We start from the raw sequence: 22,936 nt of genomic DNA, 5'->3' as shown, positions 1-22,936 counted from the left end.
GACCTCGCAATTAGCGATCTCAACAAGCTTAGTTCACTCACGCCGGGCATCGATCCCGGACCTGGCGCTTACGGCAAGCACGGCATTCCCGTCCTGATCATCGCACAAACTTGCACGAGGCCTCCTATCGATGCAAAAGAGAACGACCCCCAACTCCCTCCTGTTCCAGCTGACATGGGCATGGAGGCCTCCGAGCCTGCTCTACCGGCGCGGTGTGCGGGGCTACTCCAGCACGATCTCTGCACTGACGCGCACTGCGTCTTGGTGAGGCCGAGCGAGGGCGATCTTTTTCCTACCACAAATGGGAGTGCCGGCTCCCTTCATTCTTGCTCTATTCTTCACCACCGGGATGATCTCCCCGCGATTGCATTTCAAAACGGTCAGGGAAACGGAGATGCGAACTCGTCGATGGCACGTGTAAGGAATGGTCATGTCGAGAAGCTTAATGACAACTGATTCGGGCGACCGTTTTGCAAGTAAAGCGTCACCTCAAGCCCCTCACAGCTACAACATGATGAACCGCACCCCTCCTGTCTTTTTCAAAGTGCCTGCTCGAGCGACAGCTCGCGAGTTGTCGCGTCGGCACAACGCCCGAAGTGCCAACAGGGACTCTGCCGCGAGCGACGATCAATGTGCAATCAATGGAAAACGGCAGAAGCAACTTCTGAGCATTCTAGACTTGCTCCGCTATGCGGAGGCGCAGACAGCGGAGCTGAATCTTGAGACATCCGCGGTCCTCTTGAGCGCCACGATCGCCCATATCGCTCAACAATTAGAGTAGTACGCCAACCGACGCGTCCCGCTGAAGGCGACCGCCTCGCTTGGTGCAATGACTTGAAGCGCAGGTGAATCCCGATCATCACTGCGGTGGGGCGAAGCCGCAAGTGATTTCGTGGTCGATCAATTGAGCGACCCGCGAACCTCGTTTCGAGAGCACGCCGTTCGTCGGGAGCCCGCGTTGATTCTCTAACTCAAATGAGTTTGTCACACCTTTCAATCCTCCAACAGCGGTTCTAGCTTTTGATACCAGATTGACGCCTTTATTTTGCCAAACCATCTGTTGTTACCCGGACTCGACGAAGCAGAATCTTATTCGGCTGTAGGCAGGCAACTGGACTAATCTAATCGGACAGCAGCTCATTCGGTAAGTGCCAAGTCGTCGCTATGAACGATCTGGTCAAGCTCACAGCAAGCTAACGGGCATCCAGTCTCTGGCCCGGACCGCCGATCGATGCAGCGCAGCTCTATGCTGGAATAGATCGAAAGACCTCGAGCAACTTCGTTGCCGTGCACATCTCGCATGACAACGGCATCACCGCGAGCAAAGTCTCCATCGAATGATATCACGCCCTCGACGCAAAGGCCCCTGCCTAGTCGCATCTGCATCGCTGCAGAATTGTTAACGACCAGAATGCCAGCTGGTTTCAATGTGCCCCCGATCCATGTTTTTCGCGCCATGCGTGCTGCAGTAGAGGGATGAAACCAAGTACATGGCTCACCGGCGTCAATAGCTGAGAGGGGATGCGAATTACGGCCATCTGCAATGATCATGGTGAATCCGGAGGCAAGTGCCAACCGCGCGGCAGCGAGCTTGGTTACCATGCCACCAGAACTGTGATCCGACCGGGCTCCCCCGGCCATCCGTTCAATTTCCGGTGTAAGCTCGTGCACCTCTCTTATGAAAACGGCACTGGGCGATTCATGCGGATCCGCCGAGTAAAGACCAGCCACGTTTGACAAGAGCACCAAAGTGTCGCTTCCAACCAACTTTGCAACGCGGGCGGCAAGATGATCATTGTCGCCGAAGCTCGGTGCGTTCGTCGCAACCGCGTCGTTTTCGTTGAGCACGGGGATGGTTCGAAATGTCAGAAGCCTGGTCAACGTTGCGCGGACGTTTAGCATGCGCTGCCTTTCGGTCGTATCTTCCAGAGTAAGTAGAACCTGTGCCGTGGTCAGGCGATGTCGCGCGAATAGTTCCCTATGAGTTCTTGTAAGGTTCATTTGCCCGACCGCAGCAGCGGCCCGCCGGTCTTTCTTCGCCAGCATTCCGTGGTGCAGATCAAGAGCATGTCGTCCGATAGCAACGGCGCCGGAGGAAACCACGGCTACATCCTGGCCGCGCCCCTGGAGCCGTGCTATGTCTTCGACCAGCATCTCAAGCCATCGCTCTCTGATTGTGCCGGTAGCTTGGTCTACGATGAGAGCCGAGCCAACCTTCACAACGATGCGCCGCGCCGAAGCAAGCATTCGTGGAACTGGATGGAACGCATCCGGCTCAGTTCCTGGCCTCCTTCTCCAGGCTTCAAATTGGGTTACCGGAGCAGATTGCGTAAGGTCCTCGCCGGTCATAGTTCGCCCTGTACTGCTCAGATCAAGTGACAGCCGGCACGGTCATGGCCGTTGCACTTCCCAATAGCTTGGTCGAATTCCGACCATTATCGTCGCAGAACTCGTGCAAAATGGGCCTGAGCGGAGCTACTAAGGAATCCCGCCAAGTTAATATTCTTGGCGATGGGCGCCAACTCGCGTAGCCCAGCAATGAAGGAACGGTTCACAGACTCCTTCGTTCGCCGATAAGTGACGTCGGGATAGGAGCCAAGGACCGCAGCTCGCGAAATCGCCTTCTCTACGACATCCTTCGCCTGAGCAATCTCATTATAAAGTTTGTGTTCGGCGGCCCATCCAATCGGCACAACCTCACAGCCGAAGATAATGTCCGACATCGCCGCGCGCCCAAGCGTTCTCTCCAGCATGTACGCGCCGATTGGGCAAGCTAGACCATGCTTGAGTTCCCAGCCTAGCGCTTTCGTTGTTGGCGTCCCTACACGCCAATCGCAGCAAAGCGCCATGTCGAGCCCCGCGCCTATGGCATATCCGTCAATTCCCGCGACGGTAGGTTTTGTTACGCCCAGAATCGCAACGTAAAGCTCTATTATGTGATCTATGAACTCCTCAACGTCCACCACCGCTTTTATTTCGCTTGCTTCGTTGAAATCGTCACCGACGCAGAAGGAGCGGTGCACTCCGCCAGTAAGAACCATCGCCTTCACCGTGGATTCATCCTCGGCCAATTGACAAGTCTCGACGATGCTCCGCTCAAGCTCCCGGTTCAGCGGGTTTACGGGCTTTTCACGATTGAACTGCGCCACAAGGACGGCATCCTTTGTGTAAACATTCAGTGCTGTCATGCGCATCTCCCGTGAGTTGTAGGAAGCTCTCGCTTAGGCCGGAACGGCTTATACAGGTCAAACTCCTGCCGCGTCCTTCTACTCACCTCATTCTGGACACAGCCACTCTTCTCGAAGGCTAAGTCTTATCAATCTTTCCAGCCAAGGCAAGATGAAATTCTTGCTATGATTGTCTTCTTTGCGTTGCTTATTCTCACAATGGGTGTATACGTTTCGGGCGGCACGATCGAATCGAATGAGGAGCAAATCCTCGTCAGGAAGGGGCTTCGCGATCCGGGGCTCAAGTCCCTGATTTCAAAAAGGCTGACCATGCTACCCCTCTTCGGAACGCGAAGGGGGCCAATGCGGTATCGGTGAGAATCGGAGGAAGGATGTTTCGGATTGAGATGTTGGTCTCGAAAGAAGTAAAAGAAGTAACAGCGTCGTGTCGTTGTGCGCCGATGGTCAATAAGGAAAGCCTTTGGCGAGAAGATATCTCACGGTTGTGTCAGCCTCTCGCCGATCCTGTGGGAGTTTGGATGGACCGATGGATACTCGTCGCCGCACGGCCTGGGAGACTTGCTCCGGGCAAGCGCTTCGTGACTATTTTCACTTCCGGAGCTTAGGGACGATAAGGGCGGTCTCGGCAGTCAACTGTAAAGTATTCCGGCGAGTGGCGCGCACCATCAAACGAGTCATGTAGCGATGGAAGTGGTCGCATGAGGTTCGTCCGACGAGCCGAGCGTGACCAGCCGGATTCGTCGGTACGCACGTTCCTTATTTGCATCGAGGGTACACATGAGCGGAAGCAGTCAACACAGCGGCTACGATACGACCGTGACGAACCGTGCCCAGGTGGCCGCAAGGGATCTTTATGAGATTGGGGAAATTCCGCCATTGGGTCACGCACCAAAGCACATGTATGCTTGGGCCATACGCCGGGAGCGGCATGGGGATCCAGAGGTCGCAATGCAAGTGGAGATCGTTGATACGCCTGCTGTAGGACCAGATGACGCCCTGGTTATGATTATGGCGGCCGGGGTAGGCTATAATGGTGTTTGGGCTTCTCTCGGGCAACCAGTCTCGCCTTTCGACGTACATCGGCACTCTCATCACATCGCCGGCTCCGACGCTGCCGGAATTGTTTGGGCGGTCGGAGATCGCGTGAAGAAATGGAAGGTAGGGGACGAGGTGGTTCTCCATAGCCATCAGGACGACGGCGACGATTTCGAGTGCAATGGCGGCGATCCGATGTTCTCGCCTACTCAGAGAATTTGGGGTTATGAAACTCCGGACGGATCCTTTGCGCAATTTGCACGCGTTCAATCAACTCAACTATTACCCCGGCCAACGCACCTGAGCTGGGAGGAGAGCGCCTGCTATGCGGGCACGCTGGGGACTGCATATAGGATGTTGTTTGGTCATCGGCCGCACGCTGTCCGACCAGGTCAAAATGTTTTAATCTGGGGTGCGGCAGGCGGGCTTGGTTCGATGGCCACCCAACTCGTAACCGTAACGGGGGCAAACGCGATCGGCATCGTTTCTGACGAGGCAAAGCGCGACCATGTCATGTCATTAGGGGCAAAAGGCGTAATAAACCGCAGAGAATTCGATTGTTGGGGTCAACTCCCCGATATTGGTAAGACAGCTATATACAGCGATTACATGAAGGAGGTGCGCCGCTTTGGCAGAGCCATTTGGAAGATTACAGGAGGCAACGATGTCGATATTGTCTTCGAGCATCCGGGAGAGATGACATTTCCAGTCAGCTGCTACCTCGTAAAACGCGGCGGAATGGTTGTCTTCTGTGGTGGGACCTCAGGTTACAATCTTACCATGGACGCACGTTTTATGTGGATGCGACAGAAAAGAATTCAGGGCAGCCACTTCGCGAATCCATATCAGGTGTGGGAAGCAAATCGGCTTGTTGTTGAACGTCGCATAGACCCCTGCCTGTCCGAAGCGTTCGCGTGGGCCGAAATTCCGCGCGCACATAAGAAAATGTGGAAAAACCAGCACCAGCCCGGAAACATGGCGGTCCTTATCCAAGCAACTGCGGCGCAGCATGCTAGCTAAATGAACAATGCTGCAAGTGCAAGCGCAGAGATGGTGACGGTCTCGTCCACGGCATCCCTTCGGTGAGAATGGTCTCAGCCGTGATCGCCGACCACATTTGTAGCGCTAGATCGACCACGGATTGATTTCTTGCTGAGCACTGCCGTTCTGTTGCATTTCTTCGGGCTCCAGAACTTGACGGCCGCGGACCAGCGGCACACGCTTCACCGTAGGCGCAAATCTCGACTGCATCAGGATGCCGCAAACCATGTGCGATCTGTGCGTCTACTGTTGCTACTCGGCCGGCAAGTTCGGCCATAAATATCTTACAACATCGCCGCCTCGCCGATAGGCGTAGCAACTATCGATCAACCCGGGGCGAGGCTGCTTGTCGAATGTTCCTTTATCGTAGAGAAACGGCAAGATGGTCTGGAACATTACTGATCCGATGGGTCCTAGGAGTTCAGCGAGGTGAATGCAGCCCGCAGCTCGGCCCACGTGCTCTTTGACCGTCTTTTTCCAACCAGGCCCTATCGTGAGACCCACGAGCTGAGCGAACGCGCTCGTCGCTTCCGAGCAAGTCGGATAGGGATTCTTGTCACTCGCAACGTCGAGGGCACAAATTTTGAAGTTGGCATCGACGGTTAGCCGCAGCGACATATCATGCACCGGATCGCCCGGGAGGACTTCGCCACGCCAAGCATTCGCGTACGTATTGGCCTTCACGTCGACCAGGTGAGCCTCGATATCCCAGAGTTGATCGCGACGACGATAACCAACGACTTCTATAGTCCTGCGATGCAGGACTTCTCGTTCCACAGGGGCGGGAAGCGGCATAGGTCCCTCCTTTCACACGTAGTAGCGCTCTTCTCATACTATGTCCCGCGTCCGCTGTGGTTTGCAAGAGAGATAATTCTTATTATAGATGTCTTGTTGATTTGCTAAACTCTCCCAGTAGATGTATGCATCCTCGCACTCTCAATGTCAGGCGGTAAGCGAACCGCGACCTCAGATCCACACGACTGATTGGAGAAACCATGGCCATTCTAGAAACGGAAGCTCGAGGTGCGGTTCTGGTGGCGCGCTTCAATCATGCAAACGCTCATAATCCCATGAGTCTAGAACTTGAGAATGCGATCCGCTGCGTGTGCCGAGAGACAGAGGATAATCCTGCGATACGGGCTTTAGTGTTAACGGGCGGGAGTAGTCGATCCTTCTGTGCAGGCGGCGATTTTAAGGAGGTGGCCCAACTCTCCGGGCGCGCGGCCGTGGAGGCGTGTATTGATAGGCTGATTGATTTCTATTCTACGATACTGAAAGTCACGAAGCCGACCATTGCCGGAGTCGGCGGATACGCAATAGGCATCGGATTTCAGATCGCGCTATCCTGCGATTGGCGCGTCGGATCGCCGGAAACCAAGCTGCTAATGTGGGAATTGAAGCACGGGATCGCCTGTACAATCGGCAGCTATATGCTCGAGAGTTTCGTAGGTCGGGCAGCCATGTCTGATATCGTTTATGGGTGCGAAGCCGTTCCGATTTCGTGGGCGCTGGATCACAAGCTGCTTCACGAGGCGGTTGACTCTAAGGACCTTATGGAGAAGGCTATCGCGCGAGCGCAGATTCTCAGCGAGTTTCCGGAAGCCACTTTTCGGCGAACAAAAGAGTCGATCAATCAGGGCCTAGTCACTGGCTTGCAGGAGATCGCGCTGGATGCGAAGGAAGCACATGTTGCTGGTGTTGCAAGCAGGGCCGCACAAGAACACTTCAAAAGTGTGCTAGGGCAGTAGACGACGCCGATATTGCCGTAATGCATGTTGGTGCCACTCGAGTGCGGAAGCTGAGCCTGGCTCTATCGCGTAGCTTTCGACTTCGATAGCTTTGCTACCAACGAAACAATATCCGCTCGAGCATCCTCGTCCTTGATCTTCATGAAAGCGGTGACAAGCTCGAGCACCTGCTTCGCCAACCTGCCTTTTTGCGCACCGACTATCGCAGAAACGTCGGAGAGTGGCGATATCCGTCGCCGCGATTCGCGTTCATCGATCTCGAAGAATTGCGAGATCGGCGTGTTGAGTGCTCGGGCAATTTCGTAAAGCCGACTGGCCGGCACTCTACTTGTGCCATTCTCGTGCTTCTGCAATTGCTGAAAAACAATATCTAATCGACTCGCGAGCTCCTTCTGGCTGAGGCCGATTCGCTTCCGCTGGGTTCGAATGCGTTCGCCAATTTTCGCGTCAAGGTCGTTGCATGTCACGTGAAGTCCGGCCTTTGGTTGTATATCGATAAACTTATCGTGTAGCATTTCCAGATAGTTCGTTCAACTGAACCTGGATTCATCCTGGGATAAGGCTGCGCCGCGTGACGGAGCGCGGCGGGCGATTCCACGCTGACATTACCAGCTGCACATTAGAATACGCTTGCCTTTCGCCCGGGACGACCTGAAGCTGACTTGATTTTGATCTCGAGATCAACGGAATCGTCGATCTTGTGCGTGAAGAAGCAATCGCAGTGCTGGAACCACATCGGGTGCGCATCAGGGATGTGGATTAAGCCGGACACCACCTTTGCTTTCATAAATTGCAGAGCGAACGCGCTGGCCGTGACATCAACGGCTCGCAGAATGTAGCTGGATGGACCTGCGCGCGAGAATCCGCACTTCGAAAAACTTGTTCGGAAAGCCCGCCCCATGTCGCGCGCCGGCACCGCTGGCCGTGGCAGACCAATTTGCGGACTTTGCAGAGCAGGGCTCAGCGAGCCTCCAGACGCGAACGGTCCAAAACACCTTGCGACACTTCGATGATCTCGCCGCTATCACCCGGCGTCACGAGTGCAGCAACGACTCTACAACGGGCGGATATGATTACGTTAAATCGTGAATACTCTGTCAACTGTTGTTCACAACGATTAACTCCCTTGCAGAGAGAGGTGTGCAGCGCCCTTCCCGCTTGAGGAAGAGCAGACCGAGCCTTGCGCCATCACTTTCCAAGCAGCGGGCGCCAATCCGCCAAGCCCGAGGGTGTCGGCAATCTGGGGCGTAGCGTCGATATTTCAAGCTGACATCACCTTCTTTGCTTTTTGAGCTCCCTTTCGGAGAGCATCGCCGTACCGATAATCTCCTCCCTCATCAGTTGTGCGATCTCGGCCTCGGAGAGGCCGAGAAGCCCTGACAGGATCTCTGCGTTATGTTGTCCGAGCGTCGGCGCCGGTGTGCGGATCGCGTAGGGTCCCGCACCTTCGCGGATCGGCATCGAGGGCTGCGGATGCAAGCCTATGAAATCGCGGTCGATCTGATGCAGAAATGCGCGCGACCTAAGATGCCGGTCGTTGAGGAGGTCAATTGGCAGGCGGGCCACACCGGCCGCAACTCTTGCCGCCTGCAACTCGGACATTGCCTGATCAGCATCGCGGGTGAGCGTCCAGGCTTCAATCGCTCTCTCAATGACGTCCTCGATGCTGCGGCGAGCTTCCCTAGATTTCAGAGAAGCGTCCGTGGACCAGTCCGGCCGGCCAACAACGATAGCAAGCCTTTGCCACATGTCCTCATCGGTTGCCGCGATCATGATCCAGTTGTCCTCACCCGCACACCGGAAGCAGCCATGCGGCACGAACTGCGGATGTCGACTCCCGTATTTCGTCGCCGGCATTTCGCCGATCGAGTGGACCATGATCCAAGGCGCCGCGAACGGCATCATGCATTCGATCTGTGCCAGGTCAATGAATTGTCCCTGCCCGGTATTGATGGCGTGAATCAGGGCAACCAGAACTGCGGCGCAGCCGTTCAACCCGCCGACGGCATCCCCAAACGCGGTGTGGCTCATGACGGGTGGCCCGTCGGGCTTTCCGACCACGTTCGGCAACCCCGATCCCTGCTCAAGAGTCGAGCCGTAGGCCCGGCAATCGCGATGGACGCTGTCCACGCCAAAGGCTGACATCGACATCATGACGAGCGAAGGGTTGACACTTCTGAGCACGTCGTAGCCAAGCCCGAGCTTCGGCAGCACATCGACTGAAAAATTGCTGACGACGATATCGGCGCCCGCCACAAGCTGTTTGGCAAGAGCGAGGCCTTGCGGCCGCGTCAGGTCGAGTGTGATACCGCGCTTGTTGCGGTTCATAATGCAGAAACGCGCAGTCTTTTCGTACATGTGCCCATCGACGTAAGCAGGTCGTCGGTCAACACCGCGCCACCAGTCTGGATACTGGATGGCTTCAACCTTGATGACGTCCGCACCGAGATCAGCCAGTGTACGCGTACACAACGGACCCGCCCACCCCATCGAGAAGTCGATGACACGAATTCCGTACAGTGGCCGCCGGTCCGTATCACCGCAGTTGGACGAGCTTGGTGCCGTGACGGATATGTGTGTTCGGACGTTCGCGAAAGCCTGCCGTTCGCCGAGAGCCGGAACCTTTCCACCTCGACGCGGCGGCGTCAATGTCAGCCGCTGCATCGAGCCAGCGGTCCAGCCCTTTTCTTCGCCAAGGAATATAGGCACGATTGCGCCGCGTGCTTTTTTCTCGGCATCCAGGAGCAGATCGGATAGTTCGAGTGCTGGCACGATTGGAATCTTCCGCTTTAGTCCCTCCGCAAACCATTCCTGTGCTGTCCGCGTCTTCAACCTGGGCATGAATTGTTGTTCGATCTCTTCCGCGTGTTGCAGACGACCTTCGCCGAGGACGAGAGCTGGGTCATCACGCAATTCGGCCAGGCCAAGCATGTCGCAGAATGCGCGCCATTGTGCCGGCGTCACCGCCGTAACTCCGATCCAACCTCTTTTTGTCTCGTAAATACCGATCGGGAAGCCTGGCCAGAAGCGGTTAATTCCACTCCGCCGCATCACGTCGCCGCGCGCAAACGCCTCGAACATGAGATACTCGCTGAGAGTGACGCTCGATTCGAAAATACTGAGCGACCACGACCGCCCTCTCCCACCCTGTGTTGGCCGAACCGCTGAAGAGACCGCGGCGATGAAGCCCCACAGGCCCGCCAGGATACCCGTCTGGAAATCCGGTGCGTGTAACGGCGGACCTTCGACCGGTCCAACCAGTTTGATGAGACCCGCGAGCGCACGGACGGTCGAATCGGTTGCGGCGAATTCTGCATAGGGTCCCTCGCGGCCAAACCAGCTCGCTCCGAGGTAGATCAACCCGGGACGCCGCTCACGGATCGCCGCGACATCAATGCAGGGGCAATCCGCCGAATCGACGTCACGGCCATCGACCAGAATGTCGCAATCTTCGATTTGCGCCGTAAGCCGTGCGATCGCGTCCGAATCGGTTGCATCAATGGTCACGCTTGACTTATTGAAGTTTAGGAATGCGAACCACGCGCTCTGGCCGCTGGGCGTCAGTGGCGCCCTACGGCGAAGTGGATCACCTGATGGCGACTCGACCTTCTGAACATCGGCGCCGAAGTCCGCAAATAAGCGCGCGCAGTAGCTGGTTGCGGCCGAGCTACCGATTTCGATAACGCGCAGATACGATAACACTCCCATCGAGGGGTCCACTTCTCCAGCCATGCTGATGCTCCGGATTATCATTATCTGGCACCCATGCGAGCCTGCGGTCACCACGAGCAGGCGCTGCTTACGAGCCTACGGGTGTTGGCGACTGCCGCGACGGGATCGCACTGGGACCGAGCGCAGATCCGTCCAGCGCCGGCTCTCCGCGGGGTCAATGACGTTGTCGATCTCGAACATCGAGGCAATCGACACGCCCTTGCTGTCGTCATAGTGCTTCGCAACTGGCTTCCTGTCATCTCTTCACATCCGGACGGTCGGTGATGACCTCCAACTCCTTGCGGAGGCCAAGCCGGCCGCAAGCCTTCGGCCCACGCCGCCGCCCGGTCGGGGACGCCATATCCTGCAGCGTCAGAAAATAGCCAATGAGATCACGGCATTCGCGAACAAGCTCTCGCGCGCGTGGCGCGCAAACCCTGCTCTCATGAGAACCTCGCCGTCATTGTTTGTTGCTAATCTTACTGCGATCGATACGCGCTGTCGTACTCTCCGCCAGAACTCAGCAAGGAGCGTGCCAGCGCGGAATGGAAAAAAGTCAGTACTTCGGAGTGAGACTGCTGCGCACGACTCACCGCGGTGTCGTCGCAAAACTCGACGTTGCGGCGCATCTGAATACGCGCGCGTTTACTCGAACGAAACACATGCAGTACAGTGCGAAACGCCGCGACTTTTCTCCACGATGAGAAGTCGGGCCACCAAGCCCGGTCCGGGCGCCGACGAACCGTCGAGCCAGCTCATAAAGAGAGACTCACTGGTAACGTCTTCGCAGGCGCTCGGCACGCTTATATCCGCCGCCTTAAAGTCTTCCCTGGATGGCGTCAGAAGCGCCAATTGCGAGCTCTTCAATCGTGCTCTCGAGGTTCTTCGCCATGGCGAGCATCGACCGAATTTTTCGGTGCACCGTCATAGATCGCGCAGCATGATGCCGGTGCGCCGATACCAACCTCGTCCGTGCTGAAGTCGCTACTGGGCTCATCATCCTCACAGTCGATGTTCAAGCTACGGCACGAAAGACAACCGGAATCATCCCCTCCATGTTCGTGACGCATCGATGTTCGATTGAAGACCGTCAGCGTTGGAAATCCGACAGAACGGCTACATCATTCCATCAGGTCTTGGCAGATACGAGCGCTTCTCCCGTCAAACAGTCAAGGCTGCCACCTCCTCGGAAGCCAAGTAGCTGCTCCGTGATAAGCTGGCCGAACGCGCATCCATCGTCTCGCTTGACGGCGGCTCGCTCGTTGAGCTCGAGGGTGGAGGCACCGACGTAAGCTCTATGCTTCAGGCCCGGTCTTGCAGGATTTGGCGGGATCCGACCTAAGTTTCCCTCAATCGAGAGGCCGGCTTTTCGTGCCAGACGTTTGATGCGCACCGGCTTAGGCGGCGAACTCGCCGCCCGTTATATCGACGGTTACACCGGTGATAAAACCGGCCATCGGCGACGCGAGAAAGGCTGCGACGTGCGCCACCTCTTCAGCCGTTCCCAAACGGCCGACCGGGATCCGATTGAGAGCCGAGCGGTTAACCGCGGTCTCGGGCGGCCCGGTCAGATCGGTGAGAATCCGCCCGGGAGCGATACAATTGACCGTAATACCATGTGGAGCAAGATCCCGCGCAGCGGCCCGGGTTAATCCGACGAGTCCGGCCTTCGAAGCGGCATAATGCGGCCCTGCGATCAGCGGCATGGCGCGGCCCGCCAGCGACCCGATATTGATGATGCGCCCATAGCCCTTCGCAATCATTGCCGGCGCCAAGAGCCGCATCAGAATGAACGGCCCGTTGAGATTGACATCGATGACCCGCGCCCACTCCTCAAGCGACGTCTGCGATAGCCAGGGTTCGTCCTCGTCTTCGCGCTTCGGGGAGATACCTGCATTGTTAACCAGAACCGCAATCTCGCCCCAACGCGCCTGAATGCGTTCAACAAATCCCGCCACCTCTTCTTGTCGCGTCACGTCGATTCTCTCAGCACAGAGCTGATCTTCCGGACGACTAAGATCTCCAAGCGCCCGCTGCACATGCTCTGCTTTTGTCGCCACAAAGGCGACCTGGTACCCATCGGCCAAGAACCGGCGTACAATTTCATGTCCAATCCCCCGCGCTCCTCCGGTGACGAAGGCAACGCGCCGGTCGCTATGGGTTCTGAGCTTTCCTGGTTTCATCATAATGCTCAAACGGTCATCAACGACGCAACGAGGGAGCCCACGGCAACAGGAAGGCGCAGGAACCACGATTGAGGATCAAACATTGTCGTTGTCGCTGCCTCATCCGACTGGTGAGCACAATCGCAGTACAGCAGCGATCGAGGTGGTGGCACATTCCTCTGGGGCAACTGACCTCTGCGGCAATTGACCGACCACCAGCGCACATCTCAGTCGGGTATAGGCGCGTTCCATCGGAGTCGAACAACGTCTCGATGGTTGACGAGCTTTCATCCCTCCCGTGTCAACTGATGGCATCGGTGGTCCGGCAGGGCAGCTGCATGAATTCCTCCGCCATATCGTCATCATCGCCTCAGGAGAGGGCCGGTCCCCTCTGGGGCTTTCCGGTTGTGTCGGCTATTTTTTCCAAGATGCAGTCGCACAGCCGCTCTATGTCGCGTACCTCGTGATCGGCTGTAATGCACACCCGAATCCCCGCCTTTCCTTGCGGAACGGTCGGGAAGAATGTTACCGAGGTATAGAAACCCAAATCGAGAAGCTCTCTTGCGATTGCGACCGCCTGCGTCTCCGATCCGATGGCGATCATTCTGATCGGAAGTGAATTGCCTTGCTCGGCTGTTGCGACACGACGGTCAAAGAGGTCGACGCGTTGCGCCAATCGTCTCTGTCGCTGGCCGAGTTCTGCCGAGCCGTGAATCTTACACGAGCCCAGCGCCGCGCCAACCGCTGCCAGATTGGGAGCCGCCGAGAACGCATGGGGAATAGAGTAGCGTCGAAACAAACCATTCTGGTCGGCCGTTCCGAGCATCAACATGCCGCCGGAAGCGCCAAATCCCTTACCCAGCGAGGCTGCAATGATCGTGCGGTCACCCAGCCCTTGTGGAAACTGAGAGCGAGCAAATCCTTCGCCTTGGCGTCCGAACAGCGATATGCCATGAGCATCGTCGATATAGAGAAAGAGTCCATAACGTTCCTGGAGCTGGCGCAATTCCTCAATGGGCGAATGTCCTCCCATGGAGTAAACACCATCGCATACATAGGCGACGACCGGCTCCTGGCGGCACAAGCGCTCAAGAGCGTCGAGGTCGTTGTGCGCAATCGTTTCCACCTGCGTTTCATCAGAGATCACCGGCTTGTGATAGGCGAGCGAGATGTGTGCCATACGATCGAACACGACGACCGGCTTCCTTCCGCCAGTCAATTGGCCCGAGGCGAGGATAGGCATCGCGCCCAAATTGGCGAGCATGACACTGGAAAAGGCGAGCACGTGCGCGCAGAACATCTCAGACAGGGTTGTTTCGAGCTCTGCCAAGAGATCGAAATTGAGTCGCGTTCGTGCGCACGACCAGTGCAATGACCGATGCGCCTCGATCGCGTCGATTGCCCCGCCGACGATCGTCGGATGATTGTCGAGGCCCAGGTAAGAGCATCGCACGAAATCAATTACGTGCGGTCTGCTGTCGAGCGGGCCGGTGCCCAAAGCAAAGGCGCGTCCGGTTGTCGAACGTCCCTGGATCCCCATGAGACCAGCCGCGTGGCCTGCATCGAAATGCGGCCTACTCGTGCTGATGACATAGGCGGTGTTCCGAAAGTGGCCGGTCGGACGGCGAACGTCCGTAAGGCTGTTATCCTGTGGCATTTCATACTCCATTGTGATGTGCCAAGGATGCGCCCCCGGCCGCTCAGATGAGTTGGCGCAATAGCATGGCTTGGCGACATCCGGCCGAATTGGAGGTTCTATACAAATCTTGTCGCTCGATCCGGGCCCCTAGTTCGAACGAACTAAATCACTGGCGACGTCGCGTGGTCAGCTACCAAGTCCGATAGGGCTAGAGCGCGGAAGGGTTCGTCGTGGTTGCAGCTCAGCCTAGTAGGGGTAGCGAGGAAGTGGATGGCCGCGAGATTCGTGGTGACCGGCATAGCCTTTTGTGAGTCCACCCATTCGGCGCGACACTCGCAGCTATCCTCAGGAGATTAGATCACCATGCTCGCGGAGGAGCTTGCGAGCGGACGCACGCGCTCAGCTACTGCGCATCGGCGTAGGCACCATCAGCACCGAATACTTCAAAAAGAGCTCGTCACGAATCGCGTTGACGATGCCTTGGAGCGGTTTCACCGTACCAGCTTTGGTATTGCGTTTGAACGCTCTCAACAGCCTGGAGAGTTCCAGAATGCGAGAGATCTTATGAGGCTTTGACGGGACGAATGCGTGGCTTTTCAAATTTCTACTCAGCGATCGAACATCTTGCAATTGTAGCGACAACAGCCGCGATATGCACCATTTTCACATCGGTCAACTACCAACCTCAGTAATTGATCTAGATGCCACACGCATGGCAACGATTGTTCACGTATAGCAACGATTGTTAATGGGTGGCTCAAACGTCGCCCTGCAAGGCACTCAGCTTACAACATCAACCACAATCCATTTAAACGCCACACGACGCACTGCCGTCGGGATCGCATAGAGTCAGTCATGGATGTCATCGAGGCCAACGGCGCCAAAATTCCAAAAATCGGGTTGGGCACTTGGGAATTGCGCGGGTGCGCCTGCGCGCGCATTGTCGAGCATGCGCTCAAGCTCGGCTATCGCCATATCGACACGGCCCAGTTCTACGAGAACGAGCGCGAAATCGGCGAGGGCTTGCAGGCCTCCCGCGTCAGGCGTGACGACGTGTTCCTCACCACGAAGGTCTGGACTACCAATTTCGCGCCGAACGATCTGGAGGGCTCGGTTAAGGAGAGCTTGGTGCGGCTGCACCAGCCTTATGTCGATCTGCTCCTGCTGCACTGGCCTAACCCACATGTACCGCTCGCGGAAACGTTGGGTGCGCTTGCGCATGCCAAACAGCTTGGGCTGACCCGCCACATCGGCATGTCCAACTTCACCATCGCCCAAATCGAGGAGGCTGTCAAAACCTGTCCCGAGCCACTGGTCTGCGACCAGGTCGAATATCATCCCTATCTGGATCAGGCGAAGGTGAAGGCCGCTTGCGCGCAAGCGGGCTTGGCGGTCGTGGCCTATAGCCCGGTCGTCAGAGGCAAGATCAAGAACGACAAAACCCTGCTGCGGCTCGGGCGCTTCTATCGCAAGACCCCCGCCCAGGTTTGCCTTCGCTGGCTCATCCAGCAGAATGTCGCGGCGATCCCGCGCACTTCCCGCTTGGAACGGCTGTCGGAAAACATTGGTATTTTCGATTTCGAACTCACCGACGCTGAAATGGAGCAGATCTACCGGCTCACTAGCGCTAAACGCCGCATGAACGATTTCGGGCTCGCATGGGATTGAACCCGTCGCTGCCGGAGCTATCCTTGAGGAGGAGGACGGCGATCAATTCGGTCGAACACAATGGATGTTCGTTAGCTCAAACGACCCGCTAGTGCCCCGAGTCGCAAATTCGCATCTTACATTCGCGGTAGAGCTGCATCTCTGTGCCATGGCCATCAGGCGTTCTATGGCGCGGCAACTTGCACCTCTGGTCCTAAGCGATGAGGACGGGCGAGCTAATGACGTTGGCGTGCCGCCGCAAGACAGCCCAGGCTCTGGCGCTCAGTCGGCAAGTGGCGCAGGCGGTTTGTCGCGCAGCGGTTAGAAGGCGGGCGCGACGAGCCGGGGCCCAGAGTGCCGCGCACGATCGAAGATGCGCACGTCGAAGCTGTCATCGTAGAAACCCTGGAGCACCTTCCAAAGGTTGCGATCCACTGGAGCTCGCCGGCACGCTAAGGAGAGGGGGCTGTCGGTCTCAAAGCGTGCAGCGCATCTGGTGAGGCTTCTTGCAGCCTCGTCTCACGGAGACGTTCAAGCTCTCCGTCGACCGGATTCGTGGCCAAGGTGCGCGATGTGGTCGGCCTCTACGTCTTCTGGCCCCAGCATTCCGCCATTCTGCGGGTGGATGAGAAGTCCCAGATTCAGGCGCTCGACCGCAGCCAGCGCATGTTGCCGATGCGCCCCGGCCAGTCTGGGCGGTGCAGCCTCGACTGCACGCGCAACGGCACGACTTCGCTGTTCGCGGCGCTCGACATTGCAACGCGCAAGGTCATCGGCAGATGCTAGACGATATCCCCGCTTCCATCGAGCGCTTCTGCCTGTACAACACACAAGCCCAACCATCGTACTGTTGCGCACTTCCGGTCCAGCATGATCGCTCGGTGCTTTCGAAATAAGCGCCTTTGGAGCTAGTGGGCGCATGAAGGATGCAAGGGAGCAATTACGACGCGCTGAGAAAGTAGGGAATGGAGGTCAAGCAGCTCTGAAGGCGACTGTGACAGATGCGACAACCTGCTAGGTTCGCGACAGCACGCGGAGACAAATTGCCATTACATTTCAGCTCTCTCGTGGTGGCACGACTGTTGAAGGGAGAGCGCTAATGGCTCGCTCAAGGAATCGCAACACATGGCGCACAAAATAGTTGCTCCCTCTTCACGATCAAACCACGCGAGGATCGTTCTCAAGGCTCTTCTTGGCCTTTCGTTCTGCAACGGCGGCGCATTGGCGCAGAATGTTACCAGTGCAACGCCAGACCGCATTAGGGAAATCACGTCGAAGGTCGACACCTCAGTCATCAAGGCAAACACGGCCACGTCCAGGGATTGGCCAACCGTCGGCCTCGATTATGCTGAAACCCGGTTCAGCAAGCTCAATCAGATCAACTCAGGTAACATGAAAGACCTCGGACTTGTCTGGAATTACAATCTTGAATCATTGCGCGGCGTCGAAGCGACGCCCGTGGTCGTTGACGGTATTATGTATCAGTCGGCGCCTTGGAGCGTCGTCCATGCCATTGATGCCCGCACGGGCAAGAAACTCTGGTCGTTCGATCCCGGGGTCGACCGGTCAAAGGCCTATAAAGGGTGCTGCGACGCGGTCAACCGCGGTGTCGCGATCTACAATGGCAAGGCCTTTGTGGCCGCCTATGACGGACGCCTCATCGCGCTCGATGCAGCGACGGGCGCGAAGATCTGGGAAAAGGATACGCTGATCGACCACGAGCATTCCTACACCATCACCGGCGCTCCGCGTGCGTTCAACGGCAAAATTCTCATCGGCCAGAGCGGCGCCGAGTTCGGTGCACGCGGCTATGTCACGGCGTACGACGCCGAGACTGGCAATCAGCTTTGGCGCTGGTTCACTGTGCCTGGCGATCCCTCGAAGCCATTCGAGGACGCCTCCATGGAAGCCGCTGCGAAGACCTGGGACCCATCGAGCAAGTACTGGATCAATGGTGGCGGCGGCACGCCGTGGGACACGATCACGTTCGATCCCGACCTCAACATGGTATACATCGGCACCGGAAATGGGTCTCCCTGGAACCGCAAAATCCGCAGTCCGTCGGGCGGCGACAATCTTTACCTCGCTTCGCTTGTAGCGCTGAACGCCGACACCGGCAAATACATCTGGCACTATCAGGAGACGCCGGGCGATCACTGGGACTATACGTCCACGCAGCCGATGATTCTGGCTGACGTCATGATCGATGGCTCACCGCGCAAGGTCATCCTGCACGCACCAAAGAACGGCTTCTTCTTTGTCATCGACCGCACGAACGGCAAGTTCATTTCAGCGAAAAAACTTCGTCGATGTGAATTGGGCGACCGGGTATGACGCCAACGGACGGCCTATTGAAATGCCGGCGGCACGCGCCGACGGCGCCTATGACGCTATTCCCGGCCCGTTCGGAGCCCATAACTGGCATCCGATGTCATTCAATCCGCAGACCAGCCTAGTCTATGTTCCGGCGAGCCGGCATTTGCGTGCTCTTTTCACGAGCAGATCTTATATTAGTCAACTGGCCCGAATTTCGGGCTCCACTTCAGAGTGCACCGATCTCCTCATTCGGAGCCATGTGACATCAGAGTGATCTACTTGAATACGCTCTCAATAGGCGCCCATCGCGAGCGAAATTTTGCGAGCCGCAGTGATTGTAGCCGGCACGAGTTTCTCTCGAGCTTCTGGGACCGTCATTTGACTCTGAGTGGCGGAAAGGCACAGGGCTCCCAGAACCGCGTTCGAACCATCGATAATCGCCGCTCCCACGGAGATATCACCCTGAAAGAATTGTGATTGCGATAGAACGTATCCCTCTTTAGCTGCCTTCTCTATGAGCTTGCGCATTTCATTCGGATTGGTGACTGCCTCATTCGTATACTTCAGGTATTTCGTGGCTCGAATGATATGGTCTCGTTCTTTTGCCGGAAGGCGAGCGACAATTGCCCGCCCTGCGGCACTGTAGAGAGCCGGCATGCGAAAACCGACCTGTATGTTCGTTGTAACAACATGCTGACCGGGAATGCGTGAGACGAGGAGGACGTCGGTGCCCTCTAGCACACTGAGATTGACGGTTTCTCCTGCCTTTTCGTGCGCCTCAACCAGAAACGGTTGGGCTCGCTCGATCAGCCCATCGCTGTAAGTATAAGCATAGGCAAACTCAAGCAACCGAGGTGAGAGCGAATACTGCTTGGTATCTTCGTACTTTCGCAATAGGCCAAGCTGATGAAGGGTGTAAAGAAACCGCTGGGCCGCGCTCTTGTCCAAACCTGTCAGTTTCGCAATTGTTGCGAGCGTCAGCAGTGGTCGTTCACGGCTGAATGCATTGAGCACCATAACCGCTTTCTCAATTGAGTTCACAAAGAGCGAATTGTCGCGCGCATCCCCTTTCCGCTGGCTGCGGCTGTTGGGGACCGTCTTTGCAATCCCTTCGGAGCGATTTGGACCTCGGTGCAAAGCCTGACGCGCGGACATTAGCCCTAAATTGCACCGCTGATATCGAAAGTCAATTCTCGTTGCGCTATGCGCACCTCTTTGACCATCGAAATGAGGTCACCCCGATGCTAAAATGGGTTATTGACCCCTTGCAGCGCAAAGTTGACGAGGCTTAGAACGTCAAACACCGGTCTCCCCGTCTTTCGCCGAATTGCCGGGGCAAATGGCGGCAAATTGTGACACTCGCAGACAAACGCCTTAATGTCGGGAAAGCGCTCCAGCAACCGCTCCGAGGCATGCGCGACGCAAGCTTCTACCTTCTCCAGATCTAGTTCGCCCGCGCCATTCAGGTAAGGGTCAGCGAACTCTTTGTGGCGCTGCAATCCGAGAACTGCTGTGGGCGTATCATCGGAAACACCTGCTAACTGCAGATAGCTCTTTGTGAGGGCTTCATCGTTTGCGGTAATTACGCCTACACGGCCGTGCACAAATCGGTGGACAAGCGGAATCTGCAGCAGTGATGACGCGACGAACGGGACACGCAACTGCTTGGCAATCGTATCCTGCAGAGGAATGAGAAATCCGCACGTCGTCGTAACAACATTGGCGCCCTGTTCTTGAAGTTTCAACGCCCCCTCCAAATAAGGAGTCAGTAGCGCCGGATTTGGCGAGGGGAGCACCACGTCGCCGGCAGTCAGACCGGAAGCGACGTGTAAAATGGTCCGGCACGGATAGGACTCTGCTCTACCCGCATCCCCTGTGGGACGACGTAGAGACCTGTCTGGTAGTACAATGACGCCGACCGTGACCATAGCTCATCCTTTTGCCGTTTGAGACGAAATCCAATTCGATACTGCGCTCGAGGACGTGCTCAATCTCTCGCTCGGTATTGGTGTATACCGTTTCGGCCAGATCGCAGCTAAATTTCCCGAGAAACTCGAGCCAATTGGGAAGCTGAACCGCAATCCGATCGCGGTTCCGATTGCCAAAGGCACGTGTATGCAAGCTATTTGGTTCGACTTTGTTTCCACATTCGTAGAGGATACGCTCCGATGTTGCCGCAGCCCCCAACTAATCACTAATCGCACCTTCACCACTCTCGCGCTAGGCAAACGCGCCAAGCGTGGAAAACGTGCGTTCCAAAATCTGGCCGAAAACTCGCGATTGGCGCGAAAGCGATTAACACCGTCCATTTCTCCATCCTATGCACCTTCTATCTGCTGCCCGGACAACTTCCTCGTAATCCGTCGGCGCGTCAACGCGGCCGCGGCCAGACAAACGACAATCGAGAGAGCGGTTAGGATTGTTCCGATCGCCGCCAAAACAGGCGCGTTTTCCCATTTGATGCTCGAGTACATCTTGACCGGCAACGTCATCGTACTCGGCCCCCGTAATGAACCAGGCGATCACAACTTCGTCGAATGATATCAGGAAGGCGAACAAGGCCGCCGAAATGAGTGAAGGAACGAGCTGCGGCATCAGCACCTGGCGAAAACACGCGTCATTGGGTTGCGCCCGACCGCCGCTATTTCCAGGCGCTCATCGAGATTCTCAATGCCGGCAGATGTCGTCAGGATCATGAAGGGCGTGGCGTACATCGCATGAGCGAGGACCAGTCTAAAGATGGTACCAGTGAGGGAAATCCGCAGATAGTACAAATAGAGCCCGAACGAAATCACAATGATCGGCACCAACATTGGACTCAAGACCAAAAGAACGAGCAGCTGCTTGCCGGGAAGTTCCGCGCGCGCGAGTGCGTAAGCGCCGGGTACACCGACTGCCATCGCGAGCACGGATGCCAATACAGCATAGGTCGCGCTTCGATATGTTACGATCAGCCAGTCGGGCGACCCGAAGTAGTCGCGATACAGATCAAGAGAATAGTGAGCGGGCGGAAAGACAAGCTCCACTCGATTGCCAAAGGATATGGGCACGATGACCAAGCTTGGGAACAGTAGATAAATGTAAACGATCGTGGCCAACGCAACCACAATCGGGCCCTTTGTAAGGACCTGCTCTGAAGCAGCATAAGTCAAGCTGATCCCTCCTTCAGATTAAAACTTTCTTGCCGCGCAGCTTGCCGAGTACGAGCAAGAGAGCCGCGCCCGCCATGAAAAGAAGCACAGCAATTGCCGATGCAGTTGCCCAATCAAGGCCTCCCGCGTGTAGAAGTCGATGAGGTTCGCAATCATCATATCTTGCCGCCCCCCGAGCAGGGCCGGCGTGACCAAGAATCCAAGCGAAATAACCAAGCACATGATTCCTCCAGCAAGAACGCCGGGCACGCTCAGCGGAAACGTGATCTGCCAGAAAATGCAAAGGTCCGAAGCGCCCCATTGCCGCTGCGGTCTTCCGAAGATCCGCACTTTGCGCAAGGAAATTGGAAAGTAGAGGAAACACAACAAAAGGAACGAGGAAATTGCTCAGGCCGACAACTACACCCACACGACTGAACACCATCGCTATGTGCGGTAGCCCAACCGCAGCAAGCGCGTTATTGACAAGACCTTGCTCGCCAAGAACGACGATAAAGGAATAGCTCTTGACCGAAATACTGGTCCAGAAGGGTAACAAAACGAAGATAAGGAAAATCGGGCGCCACCGGTTCGAAAGTCGAGAGAGCTGCAAAGCAATGGGATAGCCCAGCAAAAGACTCACGGCAGTTGAGGTCAGCGATATCTCAACCGTTGCCCGTGCGACGCCAAGAAATAGTCTGCTATTGAACAGCGCAACGTAAGCGTCCAGCGACAAATGCCCATCGCCGAGACTGTTGTAAACGATCAATGCAAGCGGAATGATCAGGCCAAACGCCATTAGGGCCGCAACCGGGGCGAGAAACTCGACCAACTCCCGTCGATTCATCTGGATGAACATGGAACGATCCATCTCAATTCATCGTATCGGATTGCAATGTATCAGAGTTTATTGCAATGTTGGAGGCATTTTCGAGGAGATCCCAGAAAATGCATGGAGCCAAAACAGCTCAACAAATGCTGCACAGCCCCTTGCAAGCTGCCCTCCAGTTTCGCGATCTAGTGTTCCGTCACTGACAGACGATTCACAAATTGGCGCAAACCTGCGAGTCTGCGCCGATGAGGAAGCTCGAGCAGATTGCGGTCAGCACAGCCGATCGCGAACGATTGGAGCGGCTGGTCCGGGACCGGAACACGCCGCAGAAGGTGGTTTGGCGAGCACGGATCGTGCTGCTGGCGAGCGATGGGTCGACGGCGGAGGCGATCGCGGCAGTGGCTGGCAAGAGCCTGCTGACAGTCCGCCGCTGGCGCCGTCGCTATGTGGCGAAAGGTGTGGACGGACTTCTGAAGGACGCGA

At 56.5% G+C, this 22,936-nt stretch carries 17 protein-coding genes and 1 pseudogene; 7 read left to right on the top strand and 11 right to left on the bottom strand.

The annotated features are described in order from the left end of the window. Nucleotides 1-1,137 precede the first annotated feature (1,137 nt). Together proB and J6497_RS36940 are read right to left on the bottom strand one after the other, a co-directional pair. The gene (gene proB / locus J6497_RS36945; RefSeq protein WP_225709117.1) at nt 1,138-2,247 is read right to left on the bottom strand and encodes a glutamate 5-kinase; all 1,110 of its coding nucleotides are present in this window, start codon (nt 2,245-2,247) and stop codon (nt 1,138-1,140) included. Nucleotides 2,248-2,435: 188 nt separating this feature from the next. Further along, a complete protein-coding gene (locus J6497_RS36940) occupies nt 2,436-3,188 on the bottom strand; it encodes an enoyl-CoA hydratase/isomerase family protein (RefSeq protein WP_225709110.1) in 753 nt (250 codons plus the stop codon). Between the two features lie 777 nt (nt 3,189-3,965). Between J6497_RS36940 and ccrA the strand changes: the two genes are divergently transcribed. Continuing rightward, a complete protein-coding gene (gene ccrA / locus J6497_RS36935) occupies nt 3,966-5,243 on the top strand; it encodes a crotonyl-CoA carboxylase/reductase (protein WP_225709109.1) in 1,278 nt (425 codons plus the stop codon). Between the two features lie 273 nt (nt 5,244-5,516). On the opposite strand, the gene J6497_RS36930 is transcribed toward ccrA, so the two are convergent. Further along, nucleotides 5,517-6,059, bottom strand: coding sequence for a DUF2889 domain-containing protein (locus tag J6497_RS36930; protein ID WP_225709108.1), 543 nt, complete (start codon nt 6,057-6,059; stop codon nt 5,517-5,519). Between the two features lie 200 nt (nt 6,060-6,259). Here J6497_RS36930 and J6497_RS36925 point away from each other — a divergent pair, with 200 nt between their 5' ends. Then, complete coding sequence (locus J6497_RS36925) at nt 6,260-7,012, top strand: enoyl-CoA hydratase/isomerase family protein (RefSeq protein ID WP_225709107.1); 753 nt, start codon at nt 6,260-6,262, stop codon at nt 7,010-7,012. A 62-nt stretch (nt 7,013-7,074) separates the two neighbouring features. Here J6497_RS36925 and J6497_RS36920 read toward each other — a convergent pair whose 3' ends face one another. From J6497_RS36920 to J6497_RS36905, 4 genes are all read right to left on the bottom strand, one after another. After that, entirely contained in the window at nt 7,075-7,527 is a 453-nt protein-coding gene (locus tag J6497_RS36920; protein ID WP_225709106.1) for a helix-turn-helix domain-containing protein, read from the bottom strand. A 757-nt stretch (nt 7,528-8,284) separates the two neighbouring features. Next, nucleotides 8,285-10,744, bottom strand: a complete 2,460-nt coding sequence (locus J6497_RS36915; RefSeq protein ID WP_225709105.1) for a CaiB/BaiF CoA transferase family protein — start codon at nt 10,742-10,744, stop codon at nt 8,285-8,287. Between the two features lie 1,376 nt (nt 10,745-12,120). Continuing rightward, on the bottom strand, nt 12,121-12,909 hold the full coding sequence (locus J6497_RS36910) for an SDR family NAD(P)-dependent oxidoreductase (protein WP_225709116.1): 789 nt from the start codon (nt 12,907-12,909) through the stop codon (nt 12,121-12,123). A 349-nt stretch (nt 12,910-13,258) separates the two neighbouring features. Further along, complete coding sequence (locus J6497_RS36905; RefSeq protein WP_225709104.1) at nt 13,259-14,545, bottom strand: aminotransferase class I/II-fold pyridoxal phosphate-dependent enzyme; 1,287 nt, start codon at nt 14,543-14,545, stop codon at nt 13,259-13,261. Nucleotides 14,546-15,382: 837 nt separating this feature from the next. Between J6497_RS36905 and J6497_RS36900 the strand changes: the two genes are divergently transcribed. The 3 genes and pseudogenes from J6497_RS36900 to J6497_RS36890 all read left to right on the top strand — a co-directional run. Then, entirely contained in the window at nt 15,383-16,195 is an 813-nt protein-coding gene (locus J6497_RS36900; RefSeq protein WP_225709103.1) for an aldo/keto reductase, read from the top strand. 534 nt (nt 16,196-16,729) lie between these two features. Further along, nucleotides 16,730-16,960: a hypothetical protein gene (locus J6497_RS36895; protein WP_225709102.1), complete on the top strand. Its 231-nt coding sequence runs from the start codon at nt 16,730-16,732 to the stop codon at nt 16,958-16,960. A 339-nt stretch (nt 16,961-17,299) separates the two neighbouring features. Then, nucleotides 17,300-18,644, top strand: a pseudogene (locus J6497_RS36890) (PQQ-dependent dehydrogenase, methanol/ethanol family); the annotation flags it as partial. 137 nt (nt 18,645-18,781) lie between these two features. On the opposite strand, the gene J6497_RS36885 reads toward J6497_RS36890, so the two are convergent. Then, the gene (locus tag J6497_RS36885) at nt 18,782-19,645 is read right to left on the bottom strand and encodes an IclR family transcriptional regulator (RefSeq protein ID WP_225709101.1); all 864 of its coding nucleotides are present in this window, start codon (nt 19,643-19,645) and stop codon (nt 18,782-18,784) included. 89 nt (nt 19,646-19,734) lie between these two features. Then, nucleotides 19,735-20,235, bottom strand: a complete 501-nt coding sequence (locus tag J6497_RS36880) for an aspartate/glutamate racemase family protein (RefSeq protein ID WP_225709100.1) — start codon at nt 20,233-20,235, stop codon at nt 19,735-19,737. A 238-nt stretch (nt 20,236-20,473) separates the two neighbouring features. Between J6497_RS36880 and J6497_RS36875 the strand changes: the two genes are divergently transcribed. Next, nucleotides 20,474-21,031: a hypothetical protein gene (locus J6497_RS36875; protein WP_225709099.1), complete on the top strand. Its 558-nt coding sequence runs from the start codon at nt 20,474-20,476 to the stop codon at nt 21,029-21,031. Nucleotides 21,032-21,084: 53 nt separating this feature from the next. On the opposite strand, the gene J6497_RS36870 is transcribed toward J6497_RS36875, so the two are convergent. Continuing rightward, nucleotides 21,085-21,642 (bottom strand): ABC transporter permease, encoded by a 558-nt coding sequence (locus J6497_RS36870; protein WP_225709098.1) that lies wholly within the window; start codon nt 21,640-21,642, stop codon nt 21,085-21,087. Nucleotides 21,643-21,655: 13 nt separating this feature from the next. Further along, complete coding sequence (locus J6497_RS36865) at nt 21,656-22,480, bottom strand: ABC transporter permease (protein WP_225709097.1); 825 nt, start codon at nt 22,478-22,480, stop codon at nt 21,656-21,658. A 218-nt stretch (nt 22,481-22,698) separates the two neighbouring features. Here J6497_RS36865 and J6497_RS36860 point away from each other — a divergent pair. Beyond that, nucleotides 22,699-22,936 (top strand): helix-turn-helix domain-containing protein (locus J6497_RS36860; protein ID WP_225709096.1); only part of this gene is annotated, 238 nt, incomplete at its 3' end.

The sequence above is a fragment of the Bradyrhizobium cenepequi genome (assembly GCF_020329485.1).
GTDB lineage: Bacteria > Pseudomonadota > Alphaproteobacteria > Rhizobiales > Xanthobacteraceae > Bradyrhizobium > Bradyrhizobium cenepequi.
Note: the sequence above shows the minus strand (reverse complement) of the source record. Positions and strands in the feature narration are given on the sequence as shown.

Excerpts from the sequence above, each read along its gene's own strand:
- proB (WP_225709117.1), bottom strand. The coding sequence starts at position 2,247 with ATGCTTGCTTCGGCGCGGCGCATCGTTGTGAAGGTTGGCTCGGCTCTC.
- J6497_RS36940 (WP_225709110.1), bottom strand. The coding sequence starts at position 3,188 with ATGACAGCACTGAATGTTTACACAAAGGATGCCGTCCTTGTGGCGCAG.
- ccrA (WP_225709109.1), top strand. The coding sequence starts at position 3,966 with ATGAGCGGAAGCAGTCAACACAGCGGCTACGATACGACCGTGACGAAC.
- J6497_RS36930 (WP_225709108.1), bottom strand. The coding sequence starts at position 6,059 with ATGCCGCTTCCCGCCCCTGTGGAACGAGAAGTCCTGCATCGCAGGACT.
- J6497_RS36925 (WP_225709107.1), top strand. The coding sequence starts at position 6,260 with ATGGCCATTCTAGAAACGGAAGCTCGAGGTGCGGTTCTGGTGGCGCGC.
- J6497_RS36920 (WP_225709106.1), bottom strand. The coding sequence starts at position 7,527 with ATGCTACACGATAAGTTTATCGATATACAACCAAAGGCCGGACTTCAC.
- J6497_RS36915 (WP_225709105.1), bottom strand. The coding sequence starts at position 10,744 with ATGGCTGGAGAAGTGGACCCCTCGATGGGAGTGTTATCGTATCTGCGC.
- J6497_RS36910 (WP_225709116.1), bottom strand. The coding sequence starts at position 12,909 with ATGATGAAACCAGGAAAGCTCAGAACCCATAGCGACCGGCGCGTTGCC.
- J6497_RS36905 (WP_225709104.1), bottom strand. The coding sequence starts at position 14,545 with ATGCCACAGGATAACAGCCTTACGGACGTTCGCCGTCCGACCGGCCAC.
- J6497_RS36900 (WP_225709103.1), top strand. The coding sequence starts at position 15,383 with ATGGATGTCATCGAGGCCAACGGCGCCAAAATTCCAAAAATCGGGTTG.
- J6497_RS36885 (WP_225709101.1), bottom strand. The coding sequence starts at position 19,645 with ATGTCCGCGCGTCAGGCTTTGCACCGAGGTCCAAATCGCTCCGAAGGG.
- J6497_RS36865 (WP_225709097.1), bottom strand. The coding sequence starts at position 22,480 with ATGTTCATCCAGATGAATCGACGGGAGTTGGTCGAGTTTCTCGCCCCG.